Below are 23,639 nucleotides of genomic sequence, written 5' to 3'. Positions count from 1 at the left end.
ACCTGTCGTCCTGTTTCCTCTGCCCGAGAATCAGGAACGGGATGGCCGACAGCCCCGCAGGGGTTGCACGCGACGCTTCAATCAATAACAAGCCCAAGCGGAGTACCACAGATGGCGTTCTTCACCGCAGCCAGCAAAGCCGACTTCCAGCACCAACTGCAGGCGGCACTGGCGCAGCACATCAGTGAACAGGCACTGCCACAAGTGGCGCTGTTCGCTGAACAATTCTTCGGCATCATTTCCCTCGATGAACTTACCCAGCGCCGGTTGTCCGACCTTGCCGGCTGCACCCTGTCTGCCTGGCGCCTGCTTGAGCGCTTCGATCACACGCAACCGCAGGTGCGCGTCTACAACCCCGATTACGAACGCCACGGCTGGCAGTCGACCCACACGGCCGTGGAAGTGTTGCACCACGACCTGCCATTCCTGGTGGACTCGGTCCGCACCGAGCTGAACCGTCGCGGCTACAGCATCCATACCCTGCAAACCACCGTGCTGAGCGTGCGTCGCGGCAGCAAGGGCGAGTTGCTGGAAATCCTGCCAAAAGGCACCCAGGGCGACGACATCCTGCAAGAGTCGTTGATGTACCTGGAGATCGACCGCTGCGCCAACGCCGCCGAACTCAACGTCCTGAGCAAGGAACTCGAGCAAGTGCTGGACGAAGTGCGCGTGGCCGTGGCCGATTTCGAACCGATGAAAGCCAAGGTCCAGGAAATCCTCGACAGCCTGGACAGCAGCGCCTACGCCATCGACGCTGATGAAAAGAGCGAGATCAAGAGTTTCCTGGAATGGCTGGTGGGTAACCACTTCACCTTCCTGGGCTACGAAGAATTCGTGGTTCGCGATGAGGCCGATGGCGGTCACATCGAATACAACCCTGATTCGTTCCTGGGCCTGACCAAATTACTGCGCGCCGGCCTGACCGCCGAAGACCTGCGCATCGAAGACTACGCCGTCAATTACCTGCGCGAACCGACGCTGCTTTCGTTCGCCAAGGCCGCGCACCCAAGCCGCGTACACCGTCCGGCCTACCCGGACTACGTGTCGATCCGTGAAATCGACGCCGACGGCAAGGTCATCAAGGAATGCCGCTTCATGGGCCTGTACACCTCTTCGGTGTATGGCGAGAGCGTGCGGGTCATCCCGTACATCCGCCGCAAGGTCGCGGAAATCGAGCGTCGCTCGGGCTTCCAGGCCAAGGCGCACCTGGGCAAGGAACTGGCCCAGGTGGTCGAAGTGCTGCCCCGTGACGACCTGTTCCAGACCCCGGTGGACGAGCTGTTCAGCACCGTCATGTCCATCGTGCAGATCCAGGAACGCAACAAGATCCGCGTGTTCCTGCGCAAAGACCCGTATGGCCGTTTCTGCTATTGCCTGGCCTACGTGCCACGTGACATCTACTCCACCGAAGTGCGCCAGAAGATCCAGCAAGTGCTGATGGATCGCCTGAAGGCCTCGGACTGCGAGTTCTGGACCTTCTTCTCCGAATCCGTGCTGGCCCGTGTACAACTGATCCTGCGGGTGGACCCGAAGAACCGCATCGACATCGACCCGTTGCTGCTGGAAAAAGAAGTCGTGCAGGCCTGCCGCAGCTGGAAGGACGACTACGCCAGCCTCGTCGTCGAGAGCTTCGGCGAAGCCCAAGGCACCAACGTGCTGTCGGATTTCCCGAAAGGTTTCCCGGCCGGCTATCGCGAGCGCTTTGCCGCGCACTCGGCCGTGGTCGACATGCAGCACCTGCTGAGCCTGAGCGAAAAAAACCCACTGGTCATGAGCTTCTACCAGCCGCTGGGCCAGGTCTCCGGCCAGCGTGAGCTGCACTGCAAGCTCTATCACGCCGACACGCCACTGGCGCTGTCCGACGTGCTGCCGATCCTGGAAAACCTCGGCTTGCGTGTGCTGGGCGAATTCCCTTATCGCCTGCGCCACACCAATGGCCGCGAGTTCTGGATTCATGATTTCGCGTTCACCGCCGCCGAAGGCCTGGACCTGGACATCCAGCAACTCAACGACACCTTGCAGGACGCCTTCGTCCACATCGTGCGTGGCGATGCCGAAAACGATGCGTTCAACCGCCTGGTGCTGACCGCCGGCCTGCCATGGCGCGACGTGGCGCTGCTGCGCGCCTACGCCCGTTACCTGAAGCAGATCCGCCTGGGCTTCGACCTGGGTTACATCGCCAGCACCCTGAACAACCACACCGACATCGCTCGCGAGTTGACCCGGTTGTTCAAGACCCGCTTCTACCTGGCGCGCAAACTCAGTGGCGATGACCTGGAAGACAAGCAGCTGCGCCTGGAGCAAGCGATCCTCTCGGCCCTGGACGACGTCCAGGTGCTCAACGAAGACCGCATCCTGCGTCGCTACCTGGACCTGATCAAGGCGACCCTGCGGACCAACTTCTACCAGACCGACGCCAACGGCCATAGCAAGTCGTACTTCAGCTTCAAGTTCAACCCGCACCTGATCCCGGAACTGCCGAAACCGGTGCCCAAGTTCGAGATATTCGTCTACTCGCCACGGGTTGAAGGCGTGCACCTGCGCTTTGGCAACGTAGCCCGTGGCGGCCTGCGCTGGTCCGACCGTGAGGAAGACTACCGCACCGAAGTGCTCGGCCTGGTAAAAGCCCAGCAAGTGAAGAACTCGGTGATCGTGCCGGTGGGCGCCAAGGGTGGTTTCCTGCCACGTCGCCTGCCGTTGGGCGGCAGCCGGGACGAGATCGCGGCCGAGGGCATCGCCTGCTACCGCATCTTCATCTCGGGCCTGTTGGACATCACCGACAACCTCAAGGACGGCGCGCTGGTACCGCCGGCCAACGTCGTGCGTCATGACGACGATGACCCGTACCTGGTCGTGGCGGCGGACAAGGGCACTGCGACCTTCTCCGACATCGCCAACGGCATCGCCATCGACTACGGCTTCTGGCTGGGCGATGCGTTCGCCTCCGGCGGTTCGGCTGGCTACGACCACAAGAAAATGGGCATCACCGCCAAGGGCGCGTGGGTCGGCGTGCAGCGCCACTTCCGCGAGCGCGGCATCAATGTCCAGGAAGACAGCATCACCGTGGTAGGTGTCGGCGACATGGCCGGCGACGTATTCGGCAACGGCTTGTTGATGTCCGACAAGCTGAAGCTGGTCGCGGCCTTCAACCACCTGCACATCTTCATCGATCCGAACCCGGAGCCGGCCAGCAGCTTTGCCGAGCGCCAGCGTCTGTTCGACCTGCCGCGTTCGGCCTGGACCGACTACGACACCAGCATCATGTCCGAAGGCGGCGGTATCTTCTCGCGCAGCGCCAAGAGCATCGCCATCTCGCCGCAGATGAAAGAACGCTTCGACATCAAGGCCGACAAACTGACCCCGACCGAGCTGCTCAACGCTCTGCTCAAGGCGCCGGTGGACCTGTTGTGGAACGGCGGTATCGGTACCTACGTCAAGGCCAGCACTGAAAGCCACGCCGATGTCGGCGACAAGGCCAACGATGCACTGCGCGTGAACGGCAACGAACTGCGCTGCAAGGTCGTGGGCGAGGGCGGCAACCTGGGCATGACCCAGCTGGGTCGCGTCGAGTTCGGCCTCAATGGCGGCGGTTCCAACACCGACTTCATCGACAACGCTGGCGGCGTGGACTGCTCCGACCACGAAGTGAACATCAAGATCCTGCTCAACGAAGTGGTGCAGGCCGGCGACATGACCGACAAGCAACGCAACCAGTTGCTGGCGAGCATGACCGACGAAGTCGGTGGCCTGGTGTTGGGCAACAACTACAAGCAGACCCAGGCCCTGTCCCTGGCGGCACGCCGCGCCTTCGTGCGGATCGCCGAATACAAGCGCCTGATGAACGACCTGGAAGCCCGTGGCAAGCTGGACCGCGCCATCGAGTTCCTGCCGACTGAAGAGCAACTGGCCGAACGCGTGTCGGCAGGCCATGGCCTGACCCGTGCCGAACTGTCGGTGTTGATCTCCTACAGCAAGATCGACCTCAAGGAAGCGCTGCTCAACTCCCTGGTACCGGACGACGATTACCTGACCCGTGACATGGAGACCGCGTTCCCGCCGACCCTGGTCAGCAAGTTCTCCGAGGCCATGCGTCGCCATCGCCTCAAGCGCGAGATCGTCAGCACCCAGATCGCCAACGACCTGGTCAACCACATGGGCATCACTTTTGTCCAAAGGTTGAAAGAGTCGACGGGCATGAGCCCGGCGAATGTTGCGGGTGCGTATGTAATAGTTCGGGATATCTTCCACCTCCCGCACTGGTTCCGTCAGATCGAAGCTCTGGACCACCAGGTGTCGGCCGACGTGCAACTGGAGCTGATGGACGAGCTGATGCGCCTGGGGCGTCGCGCCACGCGCTGGTTCCTGCGCAGCCGCCGCAACGAGCAGAACGCTGCCCGTGACGTCGCGCACTTCGGTCCGCACCTGGCCGCGTTGGGCCTCAAGCTCGACGAACTGCTGGAAGGTCCGACCCGCGAAGGCTGGCAGACCCGCTACCAGGCCTACGTGGCCGCCGGTGTGCCGGAGCTGCTGGCGCGCATGGTCGCCGGCACCACGCACCTGTACACCTTGTTGCCGATCATCGAGGCGTCCGACGTCACCGGTCAGAACGCTGCCGATGTGGCCAAGGCTTACTTCGCCGTGGGCAGCGCCCTGGACATCACCTGGTACCTGCAACAGATCAGCGCACTGCCGGTGGAAAACAACTGGCAGGCACTGGCCCGTGAAGCGTTCCGCGATGACATCGACTGGCAGCAACGGGCGATCACCATCTCGGTCCTGCAGGACGGCGATGCGACCCAGGACGTGGAAACCCGCCTGGCGCTGTGGCTGGAACAGCACCGTGAAATGGTCGAGCGCTGGCGCGCCATGCTGGTGGACATCCGTGCCGCCAGCGGCACCGACTACGCCATGTACGCGGTCGCCAACCGCGAACTGCTGGACCTGGCGTTGAGCGGTCAGGCGGTCGTCACGGCCAACTGATCCGGCGTTGAATGAAAAAGCCCCGCATTGAGAGATGCGGGGCTTTTTTTTGGGGAGTTGTACAAGATCCCCTGTGGACCCCAGGGAGACTGCGTCTTGGCTGTTAGTTTTTCAGCGGTATCAACACCGCCTCATCCTCACCCATCACCATGAACACCAGCAATTTCGCCGGTTGGCTCGTGCTGGCGTTTTTCGAGACCAAATGCTCGGAACCCGCCGCTTCATACCAGAACTCTCCAGCCTTGTAGGTCTTCGCCGGCTCACCCTTGACCTGGGACGTGATGGCGCCTTCGAGCACGTAGGCCATGGCCGTGCCCTCATGCTTATGGGCAATGGACGCTTGGCCGGGGGCATAGTTGACGGTCAGCATCATGGTTTTTTTACCTGGAACGTTTTTCAGCAATTGCTCCTGCAGCACCGTGACCTTCTCCGAAGGCGCGGCTTCGTGGGCGTAGGTCTGGGTCATGGGCAGCAGGCCGAGGGCGGCGATCAGACAGAGTGTTTTCATGAAGGTATGACCTGTGTGGTTTAGAGTGATTTCGCGCTGTCGCGGCGATGGATTCACCCTAAGCCCCACGGTGGAGTAAGCAAACGTCCAATCTTTCGGAAGGTGGGTAGACCAATACCGCGATCCACCCCATGTGAACGGTACCCCTGTAGGAGCTGCCGAAGGCTGCGATCTTTGGCTCTTGATCTTTGGCTTGAGATTCAATTGGGTTGGGCAAGATCGCAGCCTCGTTGCACTCGGCAGCTCCTACAGGCGTGGGGTGTCAGCTGTTGAAGTCGACGCTTCGGGCCAGGCGGTTGTCGATCAGGCTGATGAAGCCTTGCACTTCGGGGCAGTTGAAGTGGGCTTGCATGGCCGCTTCCGACTGCCAGCGGGCGCTGACGTTCCAGCGGTCGCCATCGTCCGGGCAACGGTCGACCAGGTAGGCGTCGCAGCCCGGCTGGGCACGCAGGGTCTCGACGATTTGCTGCAATTGCCGGCCCAGTTCTTCCGAGCGACCGGCGGCGGCTTGCACCTGTACGGTATTGATCACTTGGCGAGACATTGTTCAGGCTCCTGAATAAAGTCGCAGGGGGTTGCTCACTATCAATGACACCCGTGCAGGATAGGCCCGGCGGGGCAAGGCTCAAACAGCCAATGGGCGGATAAATGCCCAGTCCAATCCCTCAGGCCACTTGCTGCAGAATGTCGCGCAAGCGGTCCAGGGCGATGTCGATGTCCAGGGTTTCGATCGCGCCGAAACCAAAGAACAGGCCCGGCCGCACCGGGGTATCGTTGAAAAAGCCATCCAGGCTGTAGAGCCCGACTTCGGCTTTTTTCGCCAACTCGATCACCAGCGCCAGGTCCATCGGGACCTTGCACAGCACCGCCATATGAAAGCCCGCGGTGGTGGGCACGGCCTCGAACCAGGGTGACAAGTCCCCGCCCATGCGTGCCAGGATTCGCTCGCGGCGGCCGGCATACAGGGTGTGGCAGCGGCGGATGTGCTTGAGCAGGCACCCCTCGGCGATGAACTTCGCCAGTGCCCACTGGGGCAGGGTGGAGGTGTGCTGGTCGGTGAGGCGCTTGGCCAGGATCACCGCTTCAAGAATCGCTGGCGGCAGGATCGCATAGCCTAGCCGCAGTTCCGGCAACAAGGTCTTGGAGAAGGTGCCGACGTACGCCACGATCCCGCGTTCATCCAGGCTCTGCAACGAATCGGCGGGCCGGCCTTCGTAGCGGAATTCGCTGTCGTAGTCGTCTTCGATGATGATCGCCCCCAGCTCATAGGCCCGCGCCAGCAGGGCCTCGCGGCGGGCCTGGCTCATGGGCATGCCCAAGGGAAACTGGTGGGAGGGCGTCACATAAATCAACCGCGTGCCGTCGGGGATCAGGTCGACCCGCATGCCTTGCTCGTCCACCGGTACCCCGGCCACCGTGGCGCCCTGGGAGCCGAACAGCAGGCGCGCCGGCGGATAGCCCGGATCTTCCATGGCCACCAGGCTGCCAGGACGGGTCAACACTCGCGAGATCAGGTCCAGGGCCTGCTGCGCGCCGTTGCACACCACCACGTCTTCATCCTGGCAATTGACCCCGCGGGAAAACGCGATGTGCCGGGCAATGGCATTGCGCAACGACGGCAGCCCTTCGGGCTGGCTGTAGAAGCCCTTGGCACTGGCAATCTGGCGCAGCGCGTGGGCCGTGCAGCGCCGCCAGTCGTCCAGCGGAAACTGGCCCTTGCCGGTGGCACCGCCGATGAAGTCGTAGCGCAACGCACCTTCGAGTGTGGGGTGGCGCATCAGGTCCGGCATGGTGCGCCAGGCTTCGACGACGTCGGCACCGGCCAGCTCGCGGTGGCTCTGTTTGCGCACGATTCTGACCGGCCGTGCGTTGACGTAGGTGCCTTTGCCGATGATGCCGGTGAGCAGGTTTTCGTAGGTCAGTTGGGCGTAGGTGTCGGAGACGGTCTTGCGCGAGACGCCCAGTTGCTCGGCCAGCAGGCGGCTGGGCGGCAGTTGCGTGCCGGCCGCCAGGCGACCGCTTTCGATGGCGCTGCGCAATTGTTGATACAACTGGCCCGACAGGTCCTTGCGGCCGTTGATGACAACATGAAGTTCCATACCCGCAAGCTCCTGGGCGATTGTTTGGCCGCCAGCGTCAAAGGCGCAAGATTACCCGCATTGTGCGACTGCATAGAAGTTGCGTGGGGAAAATCGCGCCCATTGGACTTGCCTCCGGGTTTTTCGACGAATTGGACCTGTCATTGACCGACCCCCGGGCCTACCGTGAAGGTCTTGAATACCACGGAGCCCGCCATGAGCCCGCGTCTGGATTACTACACTGCATCCCCCGGGGCGATGCGAGCCATGATCGGCCTGGAAGCCCTGGCCAGCCGCCTGAGTATCGAACCGGCGCTGCTGCACCTGATCAAGATCCGCGCTTCACAACTCAACCGCTGCGCCTTCTGCACCGACATGCATTCGGTGGAGGCACGACGCCAGGGCGAGAGCGAGCGCCGGCTCTACGCGGTGGCGGTGTGGCGCGACAGCGGTTTTTTCACTGCCCGCGAACGCGCCGCCCTGGCCTGGACCGAGGCGGTGACGCTGTTGGCTGAGAGCCAGGTGCCGGACGACGTCTATGCCCAGGCCAGGGCCTGCTTCAGCGAGGAGGAGCTGGTGGACCTGACCCTGGCGATCAGCACCATCAACAGCTGGAACCGGCTGGCGGTGAGTTTCCGCCAGAGTCCCAGTGCCTGATCGCGAGAGCCAACTGTTGGAGCAAGGCTTGCCCGCGATGAACGATGATGAGGTGAATCTGGCGGACCGTGTTGCCTGGATCGCGAGCAAGCTTTGCTCCCACAGGGCAGGTCTGGCGCTTGTCTCTATTTATTTCCATTGGGCAGCGGCGAGTTGCCGGCCGGAACCGGCGGCCTCTGAGGCTTGACCGAAGTGCCAAACGTATTGCCCATGCGCACGCCAGTGGCCGCCGGGGTGGCCAGGCCGATGCTGTTCGGCGCGCGTTCGTTGACCGGCACATTGATGGCGTCCTGAGCCTGTTGCGCAGCGGCTGCAGCCTGCGGGTCGTTGCCCATCTGCCGGCTCAGGCAGTTGTAGTCGGGGGTCTTGTAGCCACCGACGGTCACTTCGATACACGCCGGGGCTTCTTCGCCCTGGGCCCAGGGCAGGGCCATGAGCAGCCCGAGGCCAGCCATCATTTTCGTCCACTGTTTCATCATCGACCTCCTGCCCGTTACACCGGACGGTTCGTTGTCTGGCACCAGTCTAGTGCGGCCCGGGGGATTTGTATCAGTTGTCATACGACATTCATAAACTCCCCTCAGGATGACGGTTTTCAACGGATACGTCAGTCGTGCAGCAGGGCAGAGCCGGGGGCGGACGCAGGCGTGGAATGACCAGGACGCCCTTGCGGTGGCTGATGATGTTGCTGTGTCTGCTGGCCGGGCCGATCCAGGCAGTCGGCCTGGTGGACCTGGACATCGCGCCCCAGGAACTGACCACGGCGCTGGAGCAGTTCAGCCGGGCGACGGGCATGGCGGTGCTGGTGGACCACCAGTTGTCGAGCCAGCGCCATACGCTGGGTGTGCAGGGGCTGTTCACTCCTTCCGAAGGGTTGAGGGTGTTGCTCAGCGGCACCGGGCTGGCGGCGCACTATGCCCGGGCGGATGCGTTCACGTTGCAGCCGGTGCGGGTCCGCGAGGTACCGCTGGCTCCCGGTGTAACCCCGGGCTTGAGTGACAGCAACTACGCGGCAGCCATCCAGACGGTCATCCAGCGCAACTTGTGTCGTTCACCGTTGACCCGCCCGGGCAGTTTCCGGGCGGTGCTGCAAGTGTGGATCGGCCGGGACGGCGTGGTCCAGCACAGCCGCCTGGTCAGTTCCACGGGCGACCTGATGCGGGACAAGGCCTTGGTCAACAGTTTGCAAAACCTCAGGATCGACCGCCCGGCGCCCAGTTCGTTGCGCCAGCCGGTGACCCTGCTTTTGTTACCCGACTCATCAGGAAGAAGCATGGAATGCATAGCAGGGGAAGGGGTGTCCGGGCGATGAAAGACTCCGGTCGCAGCCCGTTGGTGAAGTTGTTCCTCACCTCGTATGAGGATTTCAAGGTGCGCCTGCGCAGGCGCCTGGGCTCCGAGGAACTGGCAAACGATGTGTTGCATGAAACCTATCTGCGGGTCGATCGCATGGTCGATACGCCGGAGATCGCCCAACCCAACGCTTATTTGTATCGCATGGCCCTGAACATCGCCGCCGACCGTCGACAGGCCGATGCGCGCCTGCTCACCGGCGATGAAATCGAGGAGTTGCTGCAGGTCTCGGATGAAGCACTGGATCCGGCCCGGGTGGTGGGGGGACAGAAGGAACTGCAGACCCTGCTCAAGGCCTTGTACGAACTGCCGGCGCGCCGACGCAGGATCTTCATCGCCGCACGCCTGGAAGAAGCGCCGCACCTGGAAATCTCCCAGCGTTTCGGTATTTCCACGCGTATGGTGGAAAAGGAAATCAAGGCTGCGCTGGGGCACTGCGCCCAGCGCCTGGAAAGAAAAGTCATTCAGCGGTTCGGTCCCGGCGCGGGAAAACCGTCTTGAGAGTAGAGACCCGACCCTTTCGTGAGTGTGTGTGCGCTTGAACATCTTCAGCATCGCTTCCCCTGATGCCACGCCCCAGGCCCGATTGGCCAGCGAGGCCCGAGACTGGCTGATCCTGCTGACCTCGGGGCGCGCCACCGTGGCCGATGCCCGGGCCTTGCGCCTATGGTGCGAGCAAAGCCCCGAACATGCCCGGGCCTTCAAGCAGGCCAAGGCGCTGTGGCACGGGCTGCAACCCGCCGCCGCGGCGGTACAGGCGCCCCGGCATTTCGGCCGTCGGGCGTTGTTGGGTGGCGCCATTGCGGCGTCGGCGGCTTTCCTATTGATCCGCGCCACGGTGCCTGGTGGTGTTTCCGGGCTGGGGGCCGACTACATCACCGACGTCGGCGAGCAGCGTCGGGTGGAACTGGCCGAGGGCGTCAGCCTGGAGCTCAATACTCAGACCCGCCTCAGCCGCCGCCCGCTGGACGATGGCGGACAAGGGTTGGAATTGCTCAGCGGCGAGATTGAAGTGCAGGGGCGCAGTGCGCAGGTGGTCAGCGTCCAGGCCGGCGCCGGTTGGATCAGCGCCGCTCGGGCACGCTTCAACATCCGCTACACCGACCAGAGCGTCTGCGCCACCTGCCTGGAGGGCGTGGTGCAGGTCGAGGTGCAAGGCCAGCGGTTCCGCCTGGAGCCGGGCATGCAGTTGACTTACGACCCTGGCCGGGTGGGCGTTCCCAAGCGGGCCGATGTGTCGGCAGCGATTGCCTGGCGTGAGCAGGTCCTGGTGTTCAACGACGCGACCCTGGCCAGCGTCATCGATGAAATCAACCGCTACCGGCCCGGCATGTTGCTGTTGCTCAACCGCGAACTGGGCCAGCGCAAGGTCCAGGCGCGGTTTCGCCTTGACCAACTGGCGGGCGTGGCGCTGTTGATCCGCGATGCCTATGGCGCCAAATGCACCGAATTGCCGGGTGGGGTGGTGGTGCTGAGCTGAGGCCGGTGGCGCCTGGGCGGGCCCCTTCGCGAGCAAGCCCGCTCCCACAAGGGTGCGTATTCGCTGGGCTTACTCCAGCGGCCCCAACACCTGTCGATAATGCTCGACGCCTTGGGGTGTCTGGCGGGTCAGGCTGATTTCGATGCCCATCGGGTTTTCCTGGCGGTTGCCGCTGAGCTTGCGCCAGCCTTTTTCCTTATCCCAGAACCGCAGTGCGGCGTCGCTGACGTCACTGAGCACCGCCATGCCCGAGCCGGGTGCCGGCAGTGGGTAGCGGCTGCGGGCCTGGCCTTGGGCGCGGTAAAGCGTGTCGCCCTTGAGCCACCAGCGCACCCGTTGCAGCTCGCCTTCCTGGGCCGCTGCCACGCGGATGACATCCAGGCGAAAGCCCCGACCTTCGGTGCTGCGCACGGTGAGGGCGGGTGGGGCGGTCGAGGGAGGGTCGTCGACGTCGGGTTTGACCGGTTCGCTCAGTTCGATGCTGGCGCGCAGGGCGACGTCGCGCTCCAGTTGGTTCAACACCCGCAACAAGGCTTCGGTCTGTTCGGTACTGGCCTGCAAGTGGCTGTCGGCACGGGTCACGCTGTCCAGCCCGCGCCAGGCAATCAGGCTGACCACCGCCATCAGCAGGATCGCCACCATCACTTCCAACAAGGTGAAGCCTGTCTGCCGGGCGCTCATTGAAGTTGCACCCGCCCGGCGGCACTGCGTTGCACAGTGATGCTGTTCAGGCCGTCCGACAATCGGATCTGCAAGGGCGCGCCGAGCCATTCGGCATCCAACACGACCCGCTGCCTCGGTTCCACGCGCACCTCCATCGACGGACTCTGCCAACGACGTGGGTGCAGTTGCGGGTCGTCCTTGAAGCGATCCATCCCGACGCCTCGATCGGCGCGACGGCTGAAGCCAAACCCCTTGGCGTCCCAGCGCCAGGTAATCGGTCGCCCATCGGTGCGGGCTTCGGTCTGGGCCAGTTGCAACAGTTGCACCAGTTGCTCGCCATCCTGGCGCAGCAACTTCAACGGATCCGGCTTGATGCTCAGGCTTACGGCGGCGCTGGCAATGCCGATGATCACCAGCACCACCATCAGTTCGATCAAGGTGAAACCGTGTTGCTTGCCGAGGTTCATGGGCGCTCCTTTGCGTGTGAGCCATCCTGCACGGTGAAGATGATAAGGATGTGAAATAAAACGGAGAGAATTGACGCGTACGCTGGCCGCTGGAACCCAAAAAAGGAGATTCAGGCCATGGCGTTCATCGAGCGTGTGTCCCCGGCGCAAATCGTCCAGGCCGTGGGCTTGTTGGCGGCATTGGCCGGGGTGGCGACCTGGTCTTCGCTGCTGCTCACGCCGGCCGAGTCGCGCACGCCGGATGTTGCCCCGCAACGCATGGCCGAGCGTTCCGATAACCCAGCGCTGCAGTGGTTCTCCAACCAGCCGGCGCCGGTGGAGATCAAGGTCAGCGGCGTGATGGCCGGCACCCGCGCGCCCGTGGCGATCCTCAGCCTCAACGACGGGCCGCCGCGCAGTTTCCTGGTGGGTGAACGGGTGGCCCAGGGGGTACGGTTGGTGGCGATCGAGGCGCAGGCGGTGGTCATCGAACGCGGCAATGAACAGACCCGTCTGGCCCTGGCTCGGTTGCCGGATTCGGTGAGCTTGCCCTCGCTAATCCCCTGAAACCCTCGTGGCGAGGGAGCTTGCTCCCGCTGGGGCTGTAGGAGCTGTCGAGCGAAGCGAGGCTGCGATCTTTTGATCTTTCGCTCACGACTCAATTGTCAGGGGAAAGATCGCAGCCTCGTTGCACTCGACAGCTCCTACAGCAGCCCAGCAGGGATTCCGTTTAATCAGGGCTTCTCCCGGCTGACCAACGTCTCCAACCGAGCCAACGGCGGTGCTTCGCGACTGCGATCCGACACGCTCAGCTCAACCCGCAGCAACCGGCCATTTTCCGCCGGGCGCAGGTTCTGTTCGCAGCGCAACAGCAATCGCCCCTGATCGCAATCGAACACTTTCGAGCCCTGGGTAAAACGGCCTTCCAGACGCAACTGCGCCAACTGGCTGCGGGCGGCCAGCAGGGCGATGGATTTGTCCCGTAGCAGGCCGTTGCTTTGGGTCATCACCGCGGCCACGCGCACGGCGGCCGACATGGCCACGGCGATGATCGCGAGGGCCACCAGCACTTCGATCAGAGTGAAGCCGGCTTGCGGAGCAGGGCGTGGCATGGCACGGGCTCAAGGGTGAAGGCAGCCTTCAAGATTAGCCCGCGCTCGTGACCAATTGACGACGCAAGCTCCTGAGCAATTTCAATATCACTGACATATTTTCTTGCAACACTGCGCCTCGAATCGAATCCAGCGAAGGACCGTCGAGATGCAGATCGCCCGTTACAACGCCCGTTCCCAAGGCCCTCGCGGGCAGCGGGGTTTCACCCTGATCGAAATCATGGTCGTGGTGGTGATCCTCGGCATCCTGGCGGCGATGGTGGTGCCCAAGGTACTCGACCGCCCCGACCAGGCGCGGGCAACGGCGGCGAAACAGGACATTGGCGGCCTGATGCAAGCCTTGAAGCTGTATCGCCTGGACCACGGCAGTTACCCGAGCATGAACCAGGGCCTCAAGGTGCTGGTGGACAAGCCGGCCGATGCGAAAAACAGCACCTGGCGCTCTTATCTGGAGCGCCTGCCCAACGACCCGTGGGGCCGTCCTTATAACTACCTCAACCCGGGTGCCAACGGTGAAGTCGATATCTTTTCCCTGGGGGCCGACGGCCAGCCTGACGGCGACGGCGTGAATGCCGACATTGGCTCCTGGCAGTTGTAAGGGCCGTGATGCGAACGGATTCGCCCGCAGCGGCGAAGCAGCGCGGCATGGCGGTGATCAGTGCCTTGCTGATCGCTGCCGTGGTGGCGGTGATCGCCGGCGGCATGCTGACCCGCCAGACCCTGTTCACCCGCAGCCTGGAGGCCGAGCAGCTACGTGTCCAGGGCATGGCGCGGTTGCAGGGCGGCCTGCAACTGAGTCGCCAGTTGCTCTGGGATGCCCGCCAGCGCGATCCGTTGACGCGTTTTGGCCAACCCTGGGCCAAACCCATCGTGATGCCGGGCTCGGGCCAGGTCGATACGCCGTTCGAAGGCCAGTTGGAAGATGAGCAAGGCAAGTTCAACCTGCGCAACCTCGTCGCCAATGAGCGTGTGGATGAAGAACAAGTGCGCGCCTTCGAACGCTTGTGCCAGCAGCTTGGTGTGGCCGCGACGGTCCGCACGCGCATCGTCGAAAGGGTGGTCGAGGCGTATCCGCGCCTGTTGAATCCGCCGCGGGCGGACGAAGCGTCGAAGGCCAATACCTTCAACAGTGGCCGCGAAACCTCGCCACAGGCCGACAACACGCCGCTGGCCCCGACGCGCCCGATGCTGCGCACCTTGCAAGACCTGCGCAGCGTCAAGGGCGTCACCACGCGGTTGCTGGACACACTGGCACCGTACGTGACGATCCTGCCGACCAACACCTGGCTCAATGGCAACACCGCCAGCGCCCCGGTGCTGGCCGCCTACGTGCCGGGGCTGTCGCTGCAACGGGCCGAGGCACTGGTCAGGGAGCGCGACGGCGGCCACTGGTTTATCAACCGCGGGGATTTCGTCAATCGCCTGCGCATGCCGGAACTGGAGACTGCCAGCGTCAAGGTCGGCATCACCAGCGACTGGTTCCGCCTGCGGGGCCAGGCACGCAGCGGTCAGCGACGGGTTGAACTGGAGGCGTTGCTGCAACGCACCGAGGACCGCTTGCCCCAGGTGATCTGGTCCAGGGTGGGCGTATGACGCGCTTGCGCATCGCCCTGGCGCCGCTGGGCAGCCTGGACCTCGACAGCGAGGTGGCATTTGCCTGGCTGGATCGCCAGGGCCAGGTCCGCGAACAGGGCCGTAGCAGCCTGCGGGCACTGGGCCAGGGCGGTAAGAATATTTCGCTGGAATGCTTCCTTCATCCCCGCGACAGTTTGCTGACCCGCCTGGAATTGCCGCTGTTGCCTGCGGCCAAGATCACCGCAGCGGTGACGTGCGCGGCCCAGGCCCTGATGCTCGGCGCCAGCGAACACATGCAGGTGGCCCACAGCCCGCGTGACGTTGACGGGCAGGTGCAGATCGCCTGGCTGGATCGTGAATCGCTCGCCTCGCTGGGCCGGCTTGTGCATCAGGCCGGTATGAAGCTGCGCGGCCTCTACCCGGCGGCCTACGCCTTGCCGGTGCTGTCGGGGCCGGTGGCCTGCATCGAGGACGACCATCTGCTGGTGCGCCATGGCCTGCAGCACGCCGTGGTGCAACCGTTGCAGCAAGAGGCGCTGGACGAATGGCTGCTGGAAACGGGGCCCGGGTTGCACTGGATCGGCGACGCGCCGCCGCAACCCTCGATCAGTACCTTGGCCGAAACCCAACGCTGGATGGGCCCCGCGCCAGGCTGGGGGTTGCATGCCGGCCTTGCACGCCATGCGGCCGAGCGCGGCGGTTGGGGCCGGGCGGCGGCGATCTGCGCGACAGCGCTGGCGGTGTGGGTGATCGGGCTGAATTTCTACGCCGCCCGCGAAGCGGCGCAGGGCCAGCGACTCAAGGCGCGGATGAGCCAGCGAGTGAAGCAGGCGTTTCCCGAGTTGCCGGTGATTCTCAACCCGCTGCAACAGGCACGCCAGCAAATCGCGGCGCGCCAGAGCGGTGCGGCGACCGACCCGGCCCAACGCTTTGCCAACCTGGTGCAGCAGGCGGGCAGTGCCATGCCGTTCATGAGCGGCAATGTCCAGGCGCTGGTATTCGAGAACGGTGAGTTGCGCCTGAATGTCGTGGCCGAGGCGCAGAAACCCGCCACTGCAGAGGATTGGAAAATCCCCCTGGCCCAGGCCGGCATCGACATCGCGGCCATCGATCAGGGCTGGACCTTGCGGGTGGCACCGGCCGGCCAGGGCAACCAGGACAGCCCCGACGAAACCCCGGGCGCAGACGATGAATAAGCATTCCCTGGCACTGGCGTGGGGGCGCTGGGAAACCTTTCGCACGCGTTTGCGCACGTTCTGGCAGGGGCTTGCCGTGCGCGAACAGGCCGCCGTGGCCCTGGCTGCACTGGTGGTGGGCGGCTGCCTGGTCTGGCTCGCACTGATCCAGCCGCCGCTCAAGACCATCGCCTACTGGCAAGCCGAAACCCCGAAGCTGCGTTCACAGACCCAAGCCCTCGAAGTGCTGTTGCGTGACGTCGCCGGGCCTGCACCGGACCAGCCCCTTGAGGCTGCTTTGCGCCAGAGCCTGGAAGCCAGTGGCTTGAGCCAGCATTACCAACTGCAAGCTCCCGACGCCGAGCGCCCCAACGCCTGGCAGCTCACGTTCGACAAGGCTCCGGCAGAGGCGGTGATCAGCTGGCTATTGGGCAACCCACGGCAATTCTCCCTGGAAGTGATCGAGGCCCGTTTGCAGCGCACCGCCCTTGCCAGTCCCGACAACCACGACAACGACAACACCGCCGGCACACTGTCCGGCACCGTACGCATGGATCAGGCGCAAAGCGCTAAGGAAGCTTCATGAAAGGGGCCCGCTACCCACGTCATTGGCGCAAGGCTGCACCGCTGTTGTTGCTCGCGTTGAGTGCGTGCAACAGCACGCCGCCCGCGTCGCAGCCACCGTTGCTGGTGGACAGTGAGTTGGGCATTCCATTGGGGAGCACCCAGCGCAGCGGCGATGCATTGCTCGATCGCCAGCGGGCCCAGGACCTGCGTGAACGCAAGCCTGCGGTGCGGCATCAGGTCGATCTTACCGCCCGTGCCCGTGAGCCGCGCAGCACTGCGCCGGCGCGCACGCCCCTGGGCGATCAACCGGTGACGCTGAACTTCGTCGAGGCCGATATTCAGGCGGTGGTGCGGGCCTTGTCCCGTTCCACCGGCCAACAATTCCTGGTGGATCCGCGGGTCAAGGGCAACCTGACGCTGGTGTCCGAAGGCCAGGTCCCGGCTCACCAGGCCTACGACATGCTGCTGGCCGCGCTGCGCATGCAAGGCTTCAGCGTGGTCGATGTCGGCGGCGTCGCCCAGGTGGTGCCGGAGGCCGATGCCAAGCTGCTGGGTGGGCCGATCTACAGCGCCGACAAACCGGCTGGCAACGGCATGCTGACCCGCACCTTTCGCCTGCAATACGAAAACGCCGTGAACCTGATCCCGGTGCTGCGCCCGATCGTGTCACCGAACAACCCGATCAATGCCTACCCGGGCAACAACACCATTGTCATCACCGATTACGCCGAAAACCTGTCGCGGGTGGCGCAACTCATCGAAGGCATCGACACCCCCAGCGCCATCGACACCGACGTGGTGCCGGTCCACAACGGCATCGCCGTCGACATCGCGCAAATGGTCTCTGACCTGCTGGAAACCCAGGGCGGCGACCAGACCCAGAGGATCAACGTGATCGGCGACCCGCGCTCCAACTCCATCATCATTCGCGCCGGCAGCCCCGAACGCACGGAGCTGGCGCGCAACCTGATCTACAAGCTCGACAACGCCCAGAACAACCCGAGCAATCTGCACGTGGTGTACCTGCGCAATGCCCAGGCCGGCAAGCTGGCCCAATCCCTGCGTGGTTTGCTCACCGGGGAAAGTGAAGGCGAGGGCAACGACAACTCGCGCTCGGTGCTCAGTGGCATGGGTGGCAGCACCAATGGCCAAAGCGGGCAGAGCAGCAGTGGCGATGGCACCAGCAGCACCACCACCGGCGGCAGTGCTTCGACCAGTGGCAACGGCTACGCCCAAGGCAGCAACGGCACGACCTCCGCTTCGACGAACAACGAGCAGGGCACCGCCTTCAGCGCTGGCGGCGTGACCATCCAGGCTGACGCCACCACCAATACCTTGCTGATCTCCGCGCCGGACCCGCTGTACCGCAACCTGCGGGAGGTCATCGACTTGCTGGACCAGCGTCGCGCCCAGGTGGTGATCGAGAGCCTGATCGTCGAGGTCGGCGAGGACGACGCCAGCGAATTCGGCGTGCAATGGCAGACCGGCAACCTCGGTGGCAGCGGCGTGATCGGTGGGGTCAATCTTGGCGGCACGGGGCTCAATCTCAATGGCAAGACCAGCATCGATGTATTGCCTCAAGGCCTGAACCTTGGCTTGGTCAACGGCACGGTGGACATTCCCGGCATCGGCAAGATACTCGACCTCAAGGTCCTGGCCCGGGCCTTGAAGAGCAAGGGCGGCACCAATGTGCTGTCGACACCGAACCTGCTGACCCTGGACAACGAAGCGGCGAGCATTTTTGTCGGCCAGACCATTCCCTTTGTCAGCGGCAGCTACGTCACCGGCGGAGGCGGCACCAGCAACAACCCGTTCCAGACCGTGACCCGCGAGGAGGTGGGTTTGAAGCTCAATGTCCGACCGCAGATTTCCGAAGGCGGGACGGTCAAGCTCGACATCTATCAGGAGGTCAGCAGCGTCGATAATCGCGCCTCGAGCACCACCGGTATCGTCACCAACAAGCGCGCCATCGACACCAGCATCCTGCTCGACGATGGGCAGATCATGGTCCTTGGCGGGCTGCTGCAGGATGGCTACAGCCAGAGCAACGACGCGGTGCCGTGGCTGTCGACGATTCCCGGGATCGGCGCGCTGTTTCGCAACGAACGGCGGCAGATCACCAAGACCAACCTGATGGTGTTCCTGCGGCCCTACATCATCCGCGACACGGCGGCGGGCCGCGGCATCACCCTCAACCGCTACGACTTCATGCGCCGCGCCCAGGGCCTGCTGCAACCGGAACGCAGCTGGGCACTGCCGGACATGCAAGCTCCGCAATTGCCGGCCTCGGCCCGGGCGATCCCGGGGGCTGCGCCGGTGAGCTTGCAAACGCCCAGGGCGGTGATCAAGGCGGTGCCCCTCACGGAGCCGGTTGGACAATGAGCACCGTGGCGAGGAAGCAAGTTCGCGCTGGGTTCTGTAGGAGCTGGCGAAGCCTGCGATCTTTTGATCTTGACCTTTCGCTTGAGATTCAAGTGTCTGGGGAAAGATCGCAGCCTCGTTGCACTCGACAGCTCCTACACAGTGTCGACGCGCCAGTCACGGTGTGTCCGTCATTCGAGGAGGCGTTGAGGCCATGAACACCCTCCCATACGCCTGGGCCAAGGCCCAGCGCCTGGTGCTGCGCCAGTCCGAAGAGGGGGCGGTGCTGATGGTGTGTCCGTCCACGCCGGGCTGGTCCATCAGTGAAGTGCGCCGCCAGTTTGGCGAGGTGCGCCTGGAGCGGGTGCGCGACGAGGAGCTCGATGGGCTGCTCAACAGTGCCTATGCCGACACCGGCAGCGCCGCCGCGGTGGTGGGCGCTGCGGAAAATGAAGTGGATCTCGACCGGTTGATGCAGGACATCCCCGAGATCACCGACCTGCTGGACACCCAGGACGGCGCGCCGGTGATTCGCATGATCAATGCCTTGCTGACCCAGGCCGCACGGGACGAGGCCAGCGACATCCACATCGAACCCTACGAGAGCCATTCGGTGGTGCGCTACCGCGTCGACGGCACCCTGCGCGATGTGGTTTCGCCGCGCAAGGCTCTGCACGGCGCGCTGGTGTCGCGGATCAAGATCATGGCCCAGCTCGACATCGCCGAAAAACGCCTGCCCCAGGATGGGCGCATCGCCCTGCGCGTGGCCGGGCGACCGATCGATATCCGCGTCTCGACGGTGCCCACCGGCCACGGCGAACGGGTGGTGATGCGGTTGCTGGACAAGCAGGCCGGACGCCTGCAACTGGAAACCCTGGGCATGGACCCGGACGTGCTGGGCAAGCTCGATCACCTGATCCGCCAGCCCCACGGCATCGTCCTGGTGACTGGCCCCACCGGCAGCGGCAAGACCACCAGTCTCTACGCCGCCCTGGCTCGGCTGGACGCCAGCGTCCACAACATCCTCACCGTGGAAGACCCGGTGGAATACGACCTGCCGGGCATCAGCCAGATCCAGGTCAACGCCAAGATCGACATGACCTTCGCCCTGGCATTGCGGGCGATCCTGCGCCAGGACCCGGACATCATCATGATCGGCGAAATCCGCGACCTGGAAACCGCGCAAATCGCCGTGCAGGCCTCCCTCACCGGTCACCTGGTGTTGGCGACGCTGCACACCAACGACGCGGTGTCGGCCGTCAACCGCCTGATCGACATGGGCGTCGAGCCGTTCCTGCTGGCCTCATCGATGCTCGGCGTGCTCGCCCAGCGCTTGGTGCGCAGGCTCTGCCCGCAGTGCAAACAGCCCGATCCGGCCACGCCCGGCACCTGGCGGCCGGTGGGCTGCCCGATCTGTAACCAGACCGGCTACAGCGGCCGAACCGGTATCCATGAACTGTTCTGCATCGACGATGACATCCGCACGCTGATCCACCAGGGGGCAGGGGAGCAGGCACTGCGCGCCGCCGCTCGCCGGGCCGGGATGTTCAGCATGCGCGAGGATGGCGAGCGTTGGGTGCGTAGCGGCACCACGGCCCCTGAAGAAATCCTGCGCGTAACACGGGACGCCTGATGAATCGCTACCGTTTCGAGGCCGCCGACGCCCAGGGCAAGATCGAATCCGGACACTTGGAAGCCGACAGCCAGGGCGCGGCCTTCAACCTGTTGCGCAGTCGCGGGCTGACGGCATTGCAGGTGCAGGTCGAGCGCAACACGACACCGGCCAACGGCGGTGGCGTGTTCAGCGCCAAACTCTCGGACAACGACCTGGCCTGGGCCACCCGGCAACTGGCAAGCCTGCTGGGCGCAAGCCTGCCGCTGGAAGCCGCGTTGAGCGCCACGGTGGAACAGGCCGAGCGCAAGCACATCGCCCAGACCCTGAGCGCGGTGCGCGCCGATGTGCGCAGCGGCATGCGCCTGGCCGAAGCCCTGGCGGCACGGCCCCGGGACTTTCCGGAAATTTATCGGGCGTTGATTGCCGCTGGCGAAGAGTCCGGCGACCTGGCCCAGGTGATGGAGCGCTTGGCCGACTACATCGAAGAACGGAACAACCTGCGGGGCAAGATCCTCACGGCGTTCATCTACCCCGGGGTGGTGGGGTTGGTGTCGATCGCCATCGTGATTTTCCTCCTCAGCTATGTGGTGCCGCAGGTGGTCAGTGCGTTCTCCCAGGCTCGGCAAGACCTGCCCGCGCTGACCGTGGCGATGCTTACCGCCAGTGATTTCATTCGTGCCTGGGGCTGGTTGTGCTTTGGCGTGCTGGCCGGTGGCTTCTGGAGTTGGCGCATGTACTTGCGCAAACCGGCGGCGCGGTTGAGCTGGCACGCACGGGTGTTGCGCTTGCCGCTGATCGGGCGTTTTGTGCTGGGCCTCAACACCGCACGGTTTGCCTCGACCCTGGCGATTCTCGGCGGCGCCGGGGTGCCATTGCTGCGAGCGCTTGAGGCCGCGCGCCAGACGTTGTCCAACGACCGCCTGAGCCAGAGTGTCAGCGAGGCCACGGCCAAAGTTCGCGAAGGCGTCAACCTGGCGGCGGCGCTGCGGGTGGAAAAAGTCTTCCCACCGGTGCTGATCCACCTGATCGCCAGCGGCGAGAAAACCGGCTGCCTGCCACCGATGCTCGAACGCGCCGCGCAAACCCTGTCCCGCGACATCGAACGCCGGGCGATGGGCATGACTGCGCTGCTGGAGCCGCTGATGATCGTGGTCATGGGTGGCGTGGTGCTGGTGATCGTCATGGCGGTGTTGTTGCCGATTATCGAGATCAACCAGTTGGTTCAATAGCCTATCGCGCAAAAAAAACGTGGCGAGGGAGCTTGCTCCCGCTGGGCTCTGTAGGTACTGGCGAAGCCTGCGATCTTTTGATTTTGATCTTTCGCTTGGGATTCAAGTGGTTGGGGAAAGATCGCAGCCTCGTTGCACTCGACAGCTCCTACACAGCTCCTGCGCTCCAAAAGCAGCCGATGATTTTGCCGTGCCGCAGCACCTCCCGAGCCTCGATCGCGCCAAACTCGGGTTCCTCGTTCTGTCATTTTTCCGCGCCCGGCAACCACCCGCCGTCCTCTCCACCACGCCCCCACATGGCACGGCCGTGAAACCTGCTCGAAACCCCAACCCAGAGCCCTCGAACACCCGAGAAAAATGCCTTGAAAACAGCCCTCAGCTCCCGAGGTTTTTTCCTTTATCTGTCACCGGAAGCTGCGAATTTCTAACCCATGGCCTCACCCCATCGCCACCGGCACAGGACCGAGCGCCATGACGGCAAGCACGCGTCACCCAACCTACGTACGAACACGATGAAAGGAGATTCTTCATGTTTAAGCGCAACGTTCTCGCGGTATCCCTGACCCTCGCCGGCCTCTGCGCCGCTCAGGCCGCCATGGCTGATGTCAACGGTGGTGGCGCTACCTTGCCTCAGCCGCTGTACCAGACTTCCGGCGTACTGACTGCCGGTTTTGCCCCTTACATCGGTGTGGGCAGCGGCGCTGGCAAGGCTGCTTTCCTGAACAACGACTACACCAAGTTCGTATCTGGCAACACCAGCAAGAACGTGCACTGGGCGGGTAGCGATTCGAAGCTCACCCAGGCTGAGTTGGACACCTACGTCACCAACCACGGCACCGCCTGGGGTCCATTGATCCAGGCGCCTTCGGTCGCCACTTCGGTTGCCATTCCGTTCAACAAGACCGGCACTGCCAACGTCGATCTGAGCGTCAACCAGCTGTGCGGCGTGTTTTCTGGTCGTCTGACTGACTGGAGCCAGATCACCGGTTCTGGCCGTACTGGCGCGATCACTGTGGTTTACCGCAGCGACCTCAGTGGCACCACAGAATTGTTCACTCGCTTCTTGAACGCCAAGTGCGCTGAAACCGGTACCTTCGCCATCACCACCAACTTCGCTAACAGCTACAGCGGTGGCGTGCCGGCCGGCGCCGTTTTCGCCTCCGGCAGTGCCAACGTCATGACTGCGCTCAACGCAGCCCAAGGCCGTATCACCTACATGAGCCCGGATTACGCGGCAACTACTCTGGCAGGTCTGGACGACGCCACCAAGGTTGCCCGCGTTGCCGGTGTTTCCCCAGCGCCAGCCAATGTGTCGACAGCTATTGCTGCCGTGCCAGTTCCTACTGCTGCCAACCGTTCAAATCCTAACGCTTGGGTGCCGGTGTTCACTTCGCAAGAAATCATCAATGCAAACCCGAACGACCCTAGCTTGCGTCTCTACCCAACCAGCGGCTATCCGATCCTGGGCTTCACCAACGTGATCTTCAGCCAGTGCTACGCCAACGCTGCCCAGAGCACTCAGGTACGTGATTTCTTCACCCGTCACTACGGCGCAGTTGCTGCCAACAACAACGATGCTGCTATCACCGCCAACCGCTTCGTGCCGCTGCCAACGGCCTGGAAAAACGCCATTCGTGGCAGTTTCCTGACCACTACCAGCGCTCAAAGCATCGGCAACACCAACGTGTGCAATGGCATCGGTCGTCCGCTGTAACACCACGCTAAGCGACACGTAACACCGATCAGCAACGGCGAAAGCCGTTGCTGATTTTCTGCTTTGGCGTCGCGACCAACACAGCCACATGAAATTTTCATGACAACCGTTCGGTCCCGTCCCCCT

The 23,639-nt window shown here is 63.7% G+C and carries 21 protein-coding genes; 14 read left to right on the top strand and 7 right to left on the bottom strand.

Translation table 11 applies throughout. The annotated features are described in order from the left end of the window. Positions 1-111 precede the first annotated feature (111 nt). Positions 112-4,980: an NAD-glutamate dehydrogenase gene (locus tag AC09SL_RS08340; RefSeq protein ID WP_058543654.1), complete on the top strand. Its 4,869-nt coding sequence runs from the start codon at positions 112-114 to the stop codon at positions 4,978-4,980. A gap of 103 nt (positions 4,981-5,083) precedes the next feature. Here AC09SL_RS08340 and AC09SL_RS08335 read toward each other — a convergent pair whose 3' ends face one another. The 3 genes from AC09SL_RS08335 to pdxR all read right to left on the bottom strand — a co-directional run bounded on the left by AC09SL_RS08335 (position 5,084) and on the right by pdxR (position 7,587). Further along, the gene (locus AC09SL_RS08335) at positions 5,084-5,488 is read right to left on the bottom strand and encodes a cupin domain-containing protein (protein ID WP_058543655.1); all 405 of its coding nucleotides are present in this window, start codon (positions 5,486-5,488) and stop codon (positions 5,084-5,086) included. A 262-nt stretch (positions 5,489-5,750) separates the two neighbouring features. Further along, positions 5,751-6,032 carry an antibiotic biosynthesis monooxygenase family protein gene (locus AC09SL_RS08330; protein WP_018614356.1) on the bottom strand — a complete coding sequence of 94 codons (282 nt, stop codon included), beginning with the start codon at positions 6,030-6,032 and terminating at the stop codon, positions 5,751-5,753. Positions 6,033-6,153: 121 nt separating this feature from the next. Then, positions 6,154-7,587: a MocR-like pyridoxine biosynthesis transcription factor PdxR gene (gene pdxR, locus AC09SL_RS08325; protein WP_064106916.1), complete on the bottom strand. Its 1,434-nt coding sequence runs from the start codon at positions 7,585-7,587 to the stop codon at positions 6,154-6,156. Between the two features lie 195 nt (positions 7,588-7,782). Here pdxR and AC09SL_RS08320 point away from each other — a divergent pair, with 195 nt between their 5' ends. Next, the gene (locus AC09SL_RS08320; protein ID WP_058542691.1) at positions 7,783-8,223 is read left to right on the top strand and encodes a carboxymuconolactone decarboxylase family protein; all 441 of its coding nucleotides are present in this window, start codon (positions 7,783-7,785) and stop codon (positions 8,221-8,223) included. 125 nt (positions 8,224-8,348) lie between these two features. Here AC09SL_RS08320 and AC09SL_RS08315 read toward each other — a convergent pair whose 3' ends face one another. After that, positions 8,349-8,702 (bottom strand): hypothetical protein, encoded by a 354-nt coding sequence (locus tag AC09SL_RS08315; RefSeq protein ID WP_058542692.1) that lies wholly within the window; start codon positions 8,700-8,702, stop codon positions 8,349-8,351. A gap of 200 nt (positions 8,703-8,902) precedes the next feature. On the opposite strand from AC09SL_RS08315, the gene AC09SL_RS08310 reads away from it, so the two are divergent. The 3 genes from AC09SL_RS08310 to AC09SL_RS08300 are packed head-to-tail and all read left to right on the top strand — an operon-like array spanning position 8,903 to position 11,056. After that, a complete protein-coding gene (locus tag AC09SL_RS08310) occupies positions 8,903-9,535 on the top strand; it encodes a TonB C-terminal domain-containing protein (protein ID WP_081264446.1) in 633 nt (210 codons plus the stop codon). Further along, positions 9,532-10,077: a sigma-70 family RNA polymerase sigma factor gene (locus AC09SL_RS08305; protein WP_058542694.1), complete on the top strand. Its 546-nt coding sequence runs from the start codon at positions 9,532-9,534 to the stop codon at positions 10,075-10,077. The genes AC09SL_RS08310 and AC09SL_RS08305 overlap by 4 nt, the downstream gene beginning before the upstream one ends. A 37-nt stretch (positions 10,078-10,114) precedes the next feature. After that, the gene (locus AC09SL_RS08300; RefSeq protein ID WP_058542697.1) at positions 10,115-11,056 is read left to right on the top strand and encodes a FecR family protein; all 942 of its coding nucleotides are present in this window, start codon (positions 10,115-10,117) and stop codon (positions 11,054-11,056) included. A 69-nt stretch (positions 11,057-11,125) separates the two neighbouring features. Here AC09SL_RS08300 and AC09SL_RS08295 read toward each other — a convergent pair whose 3' ends face one another. Continuing rightward, positions 11,126-11,737, bottom strand: a complete 612-nt coding sequence (locus tag AC09SL_RS08295) for a PulJ/GspJ family protein (RefSeq protein WP_058542695.1) — start codon at positions 11,735-11,737, stop codon at positions 11,126-11,128. After that, complete coding sequence (gene gspH / locus AC09SL_RS08290) at positions 11,734-12,186, bottom strand: type II secretion system minor pseudopilin GspH (RefSeq protein WP_058542696.1); 453 nt, start codon at positions 12,184-12,186, stop codon at positions 11,734-11,736. The genes AC09SL_RS08295 and gspH overlap by 4 nt, the downstream gene beginning before the upstream one ends. A gap of 117 nt (positions 12,187-12,303) precedes the next feature. Here gspH and AC09SL_RS08285 point away from each other — a divergent pair, with 117 nt between their 5' ends. Next, a complete protein-coding gene (locus tag AC09SL_RS08285; RefSeq protein WP_064106917.1) occupies positions 12,304-12,732 on the top strand; it encodes a type II secretion system protein N in 429 nt (142 codons plus the stop codon). 167 nt (positions 12,733-12,899) lie between these two features. Here AC09SL_RS08285 and gspI read toward each other — a convergent pair whose 3' ends face one another. Beyond that, positions 12,900-13,277, bottom strand: coding sequence for a type II secretion system minor pseudopilin GspI (gspI, locus tag AC09SL_RS08280; protein WP_058545567.1), 378 nt, complete (start codon positions 13,275-13,277; stop codon positions 12,900-12,902). A 148-nt stretch (positions 13,278-13,425) separates the two neighbouring features. On the opposite strand from gspI, the gene gspG reads away from it, so the two are divergent. From gspG to AC09SL_RS08240, 8 genes are all read left to right on the top strand, one after another. Then, complete coding sequence (gene gspG / locus AC09SL_RS08275; RefSeq protein WP_058545566.1) at positions 13,426-13,875, top strand: type II secretion system major pseudopilin GspG; 450 nt, start codon at positions 13,426-13,428, stop codon at positions 13,873-13,875. Between the two features lie 8 nt (positions 13,876-13,883). Continuing rightward, a complete protein-coding gene (gene gspK / locus AC09SL_RS08270) occupies positions 13,884-14,870 on the top strand; it encodes a type II secretion system minor pseudopilin GspK (protein WP_058545565.1) in 987 nt (328 codons plus the stop codon). Then, positions 14,867-16,048, top strand: a complete 1,182-nt coding sequence (gene gspL / locus AC09SL_RS08265; protein ID WP_058545564.1) for a type II secretion system protein GspL — start codon at positions 14,867-14,869, stop codon at positions 16,046-16,048. Before gspK ends, gspL begins: the two co-directional genes overlap by 4 nt. After that, a complete protein-coding gene (gene gspM / locus AC09SL_RS08260; protein WP_058545563.1) occupies positions 16,041-16,613 on the top strand; it encodes a type II secretion system protein GspM in 573 nt (190 codons plus the stop codon). Before gspL ends, gspM begins: the two co-directional genes overlap by 8 nt. Continuing rightward, on the top strand, positions 16,610-18,976 hold the full coding sequence (gspD, locus tag AC09SL_RS08255; protein ID WP_058545562.1) for a type II secretion system secretin GspD: 2,367 nt from the start codon (positions 16,610-16,612) through the stop codon (positions 18,974-18,976). Before gspM ends, gspD begins: the two co-directional genes overlap by 4 nt. 193 nt (positions 18,977-19,169) lie before the next feature. Beyond that, the gene (gene gspE / locus AC09SL_RS08250; protein WP_058545561.1) at positions 19,170-20,588 is read left to right on the top strand and encodes a type II secretion system ATPase GspE; all 1,419 of its coding nucleotides are present in this window, start codon (positions 19,170-19,172) and stop codon (positions 20,586-20,588) included. After that, entirely contained in the window at positions 20,588-21,799 is a 1,212-nt protein-coding gene (gspF, locus tag AC09SL_RS08245; RefSeq protein ID WP_058545560.1) for a type II secretion system inner membrane protein GspF, read from the top strand. Before gspE ends, gspF begins: the two co-directional genes overlap by 1 nt. Before the next feature lie 529 nt (positions 21,800-22,328). Continuing rightward, entirely contained in the window at positions 22,329-23,513 is a 1,185-nt protein-coding gene (locus AC09SL_RS08240) for a substrate-binding domain-containing protein (RefSeq protein ID WP_058545559.1), read from the top strand. Positions 23,514-23,639 lie beyond the last annotated feature (126 nt).

The organism is Pseudomonas sp. PF05, assembly GCF_056521845.1.
Note: the sequence above shows the minus strand (reverse complement) of the source record. Positions and strands in the feature narration are given on the sequence as shown.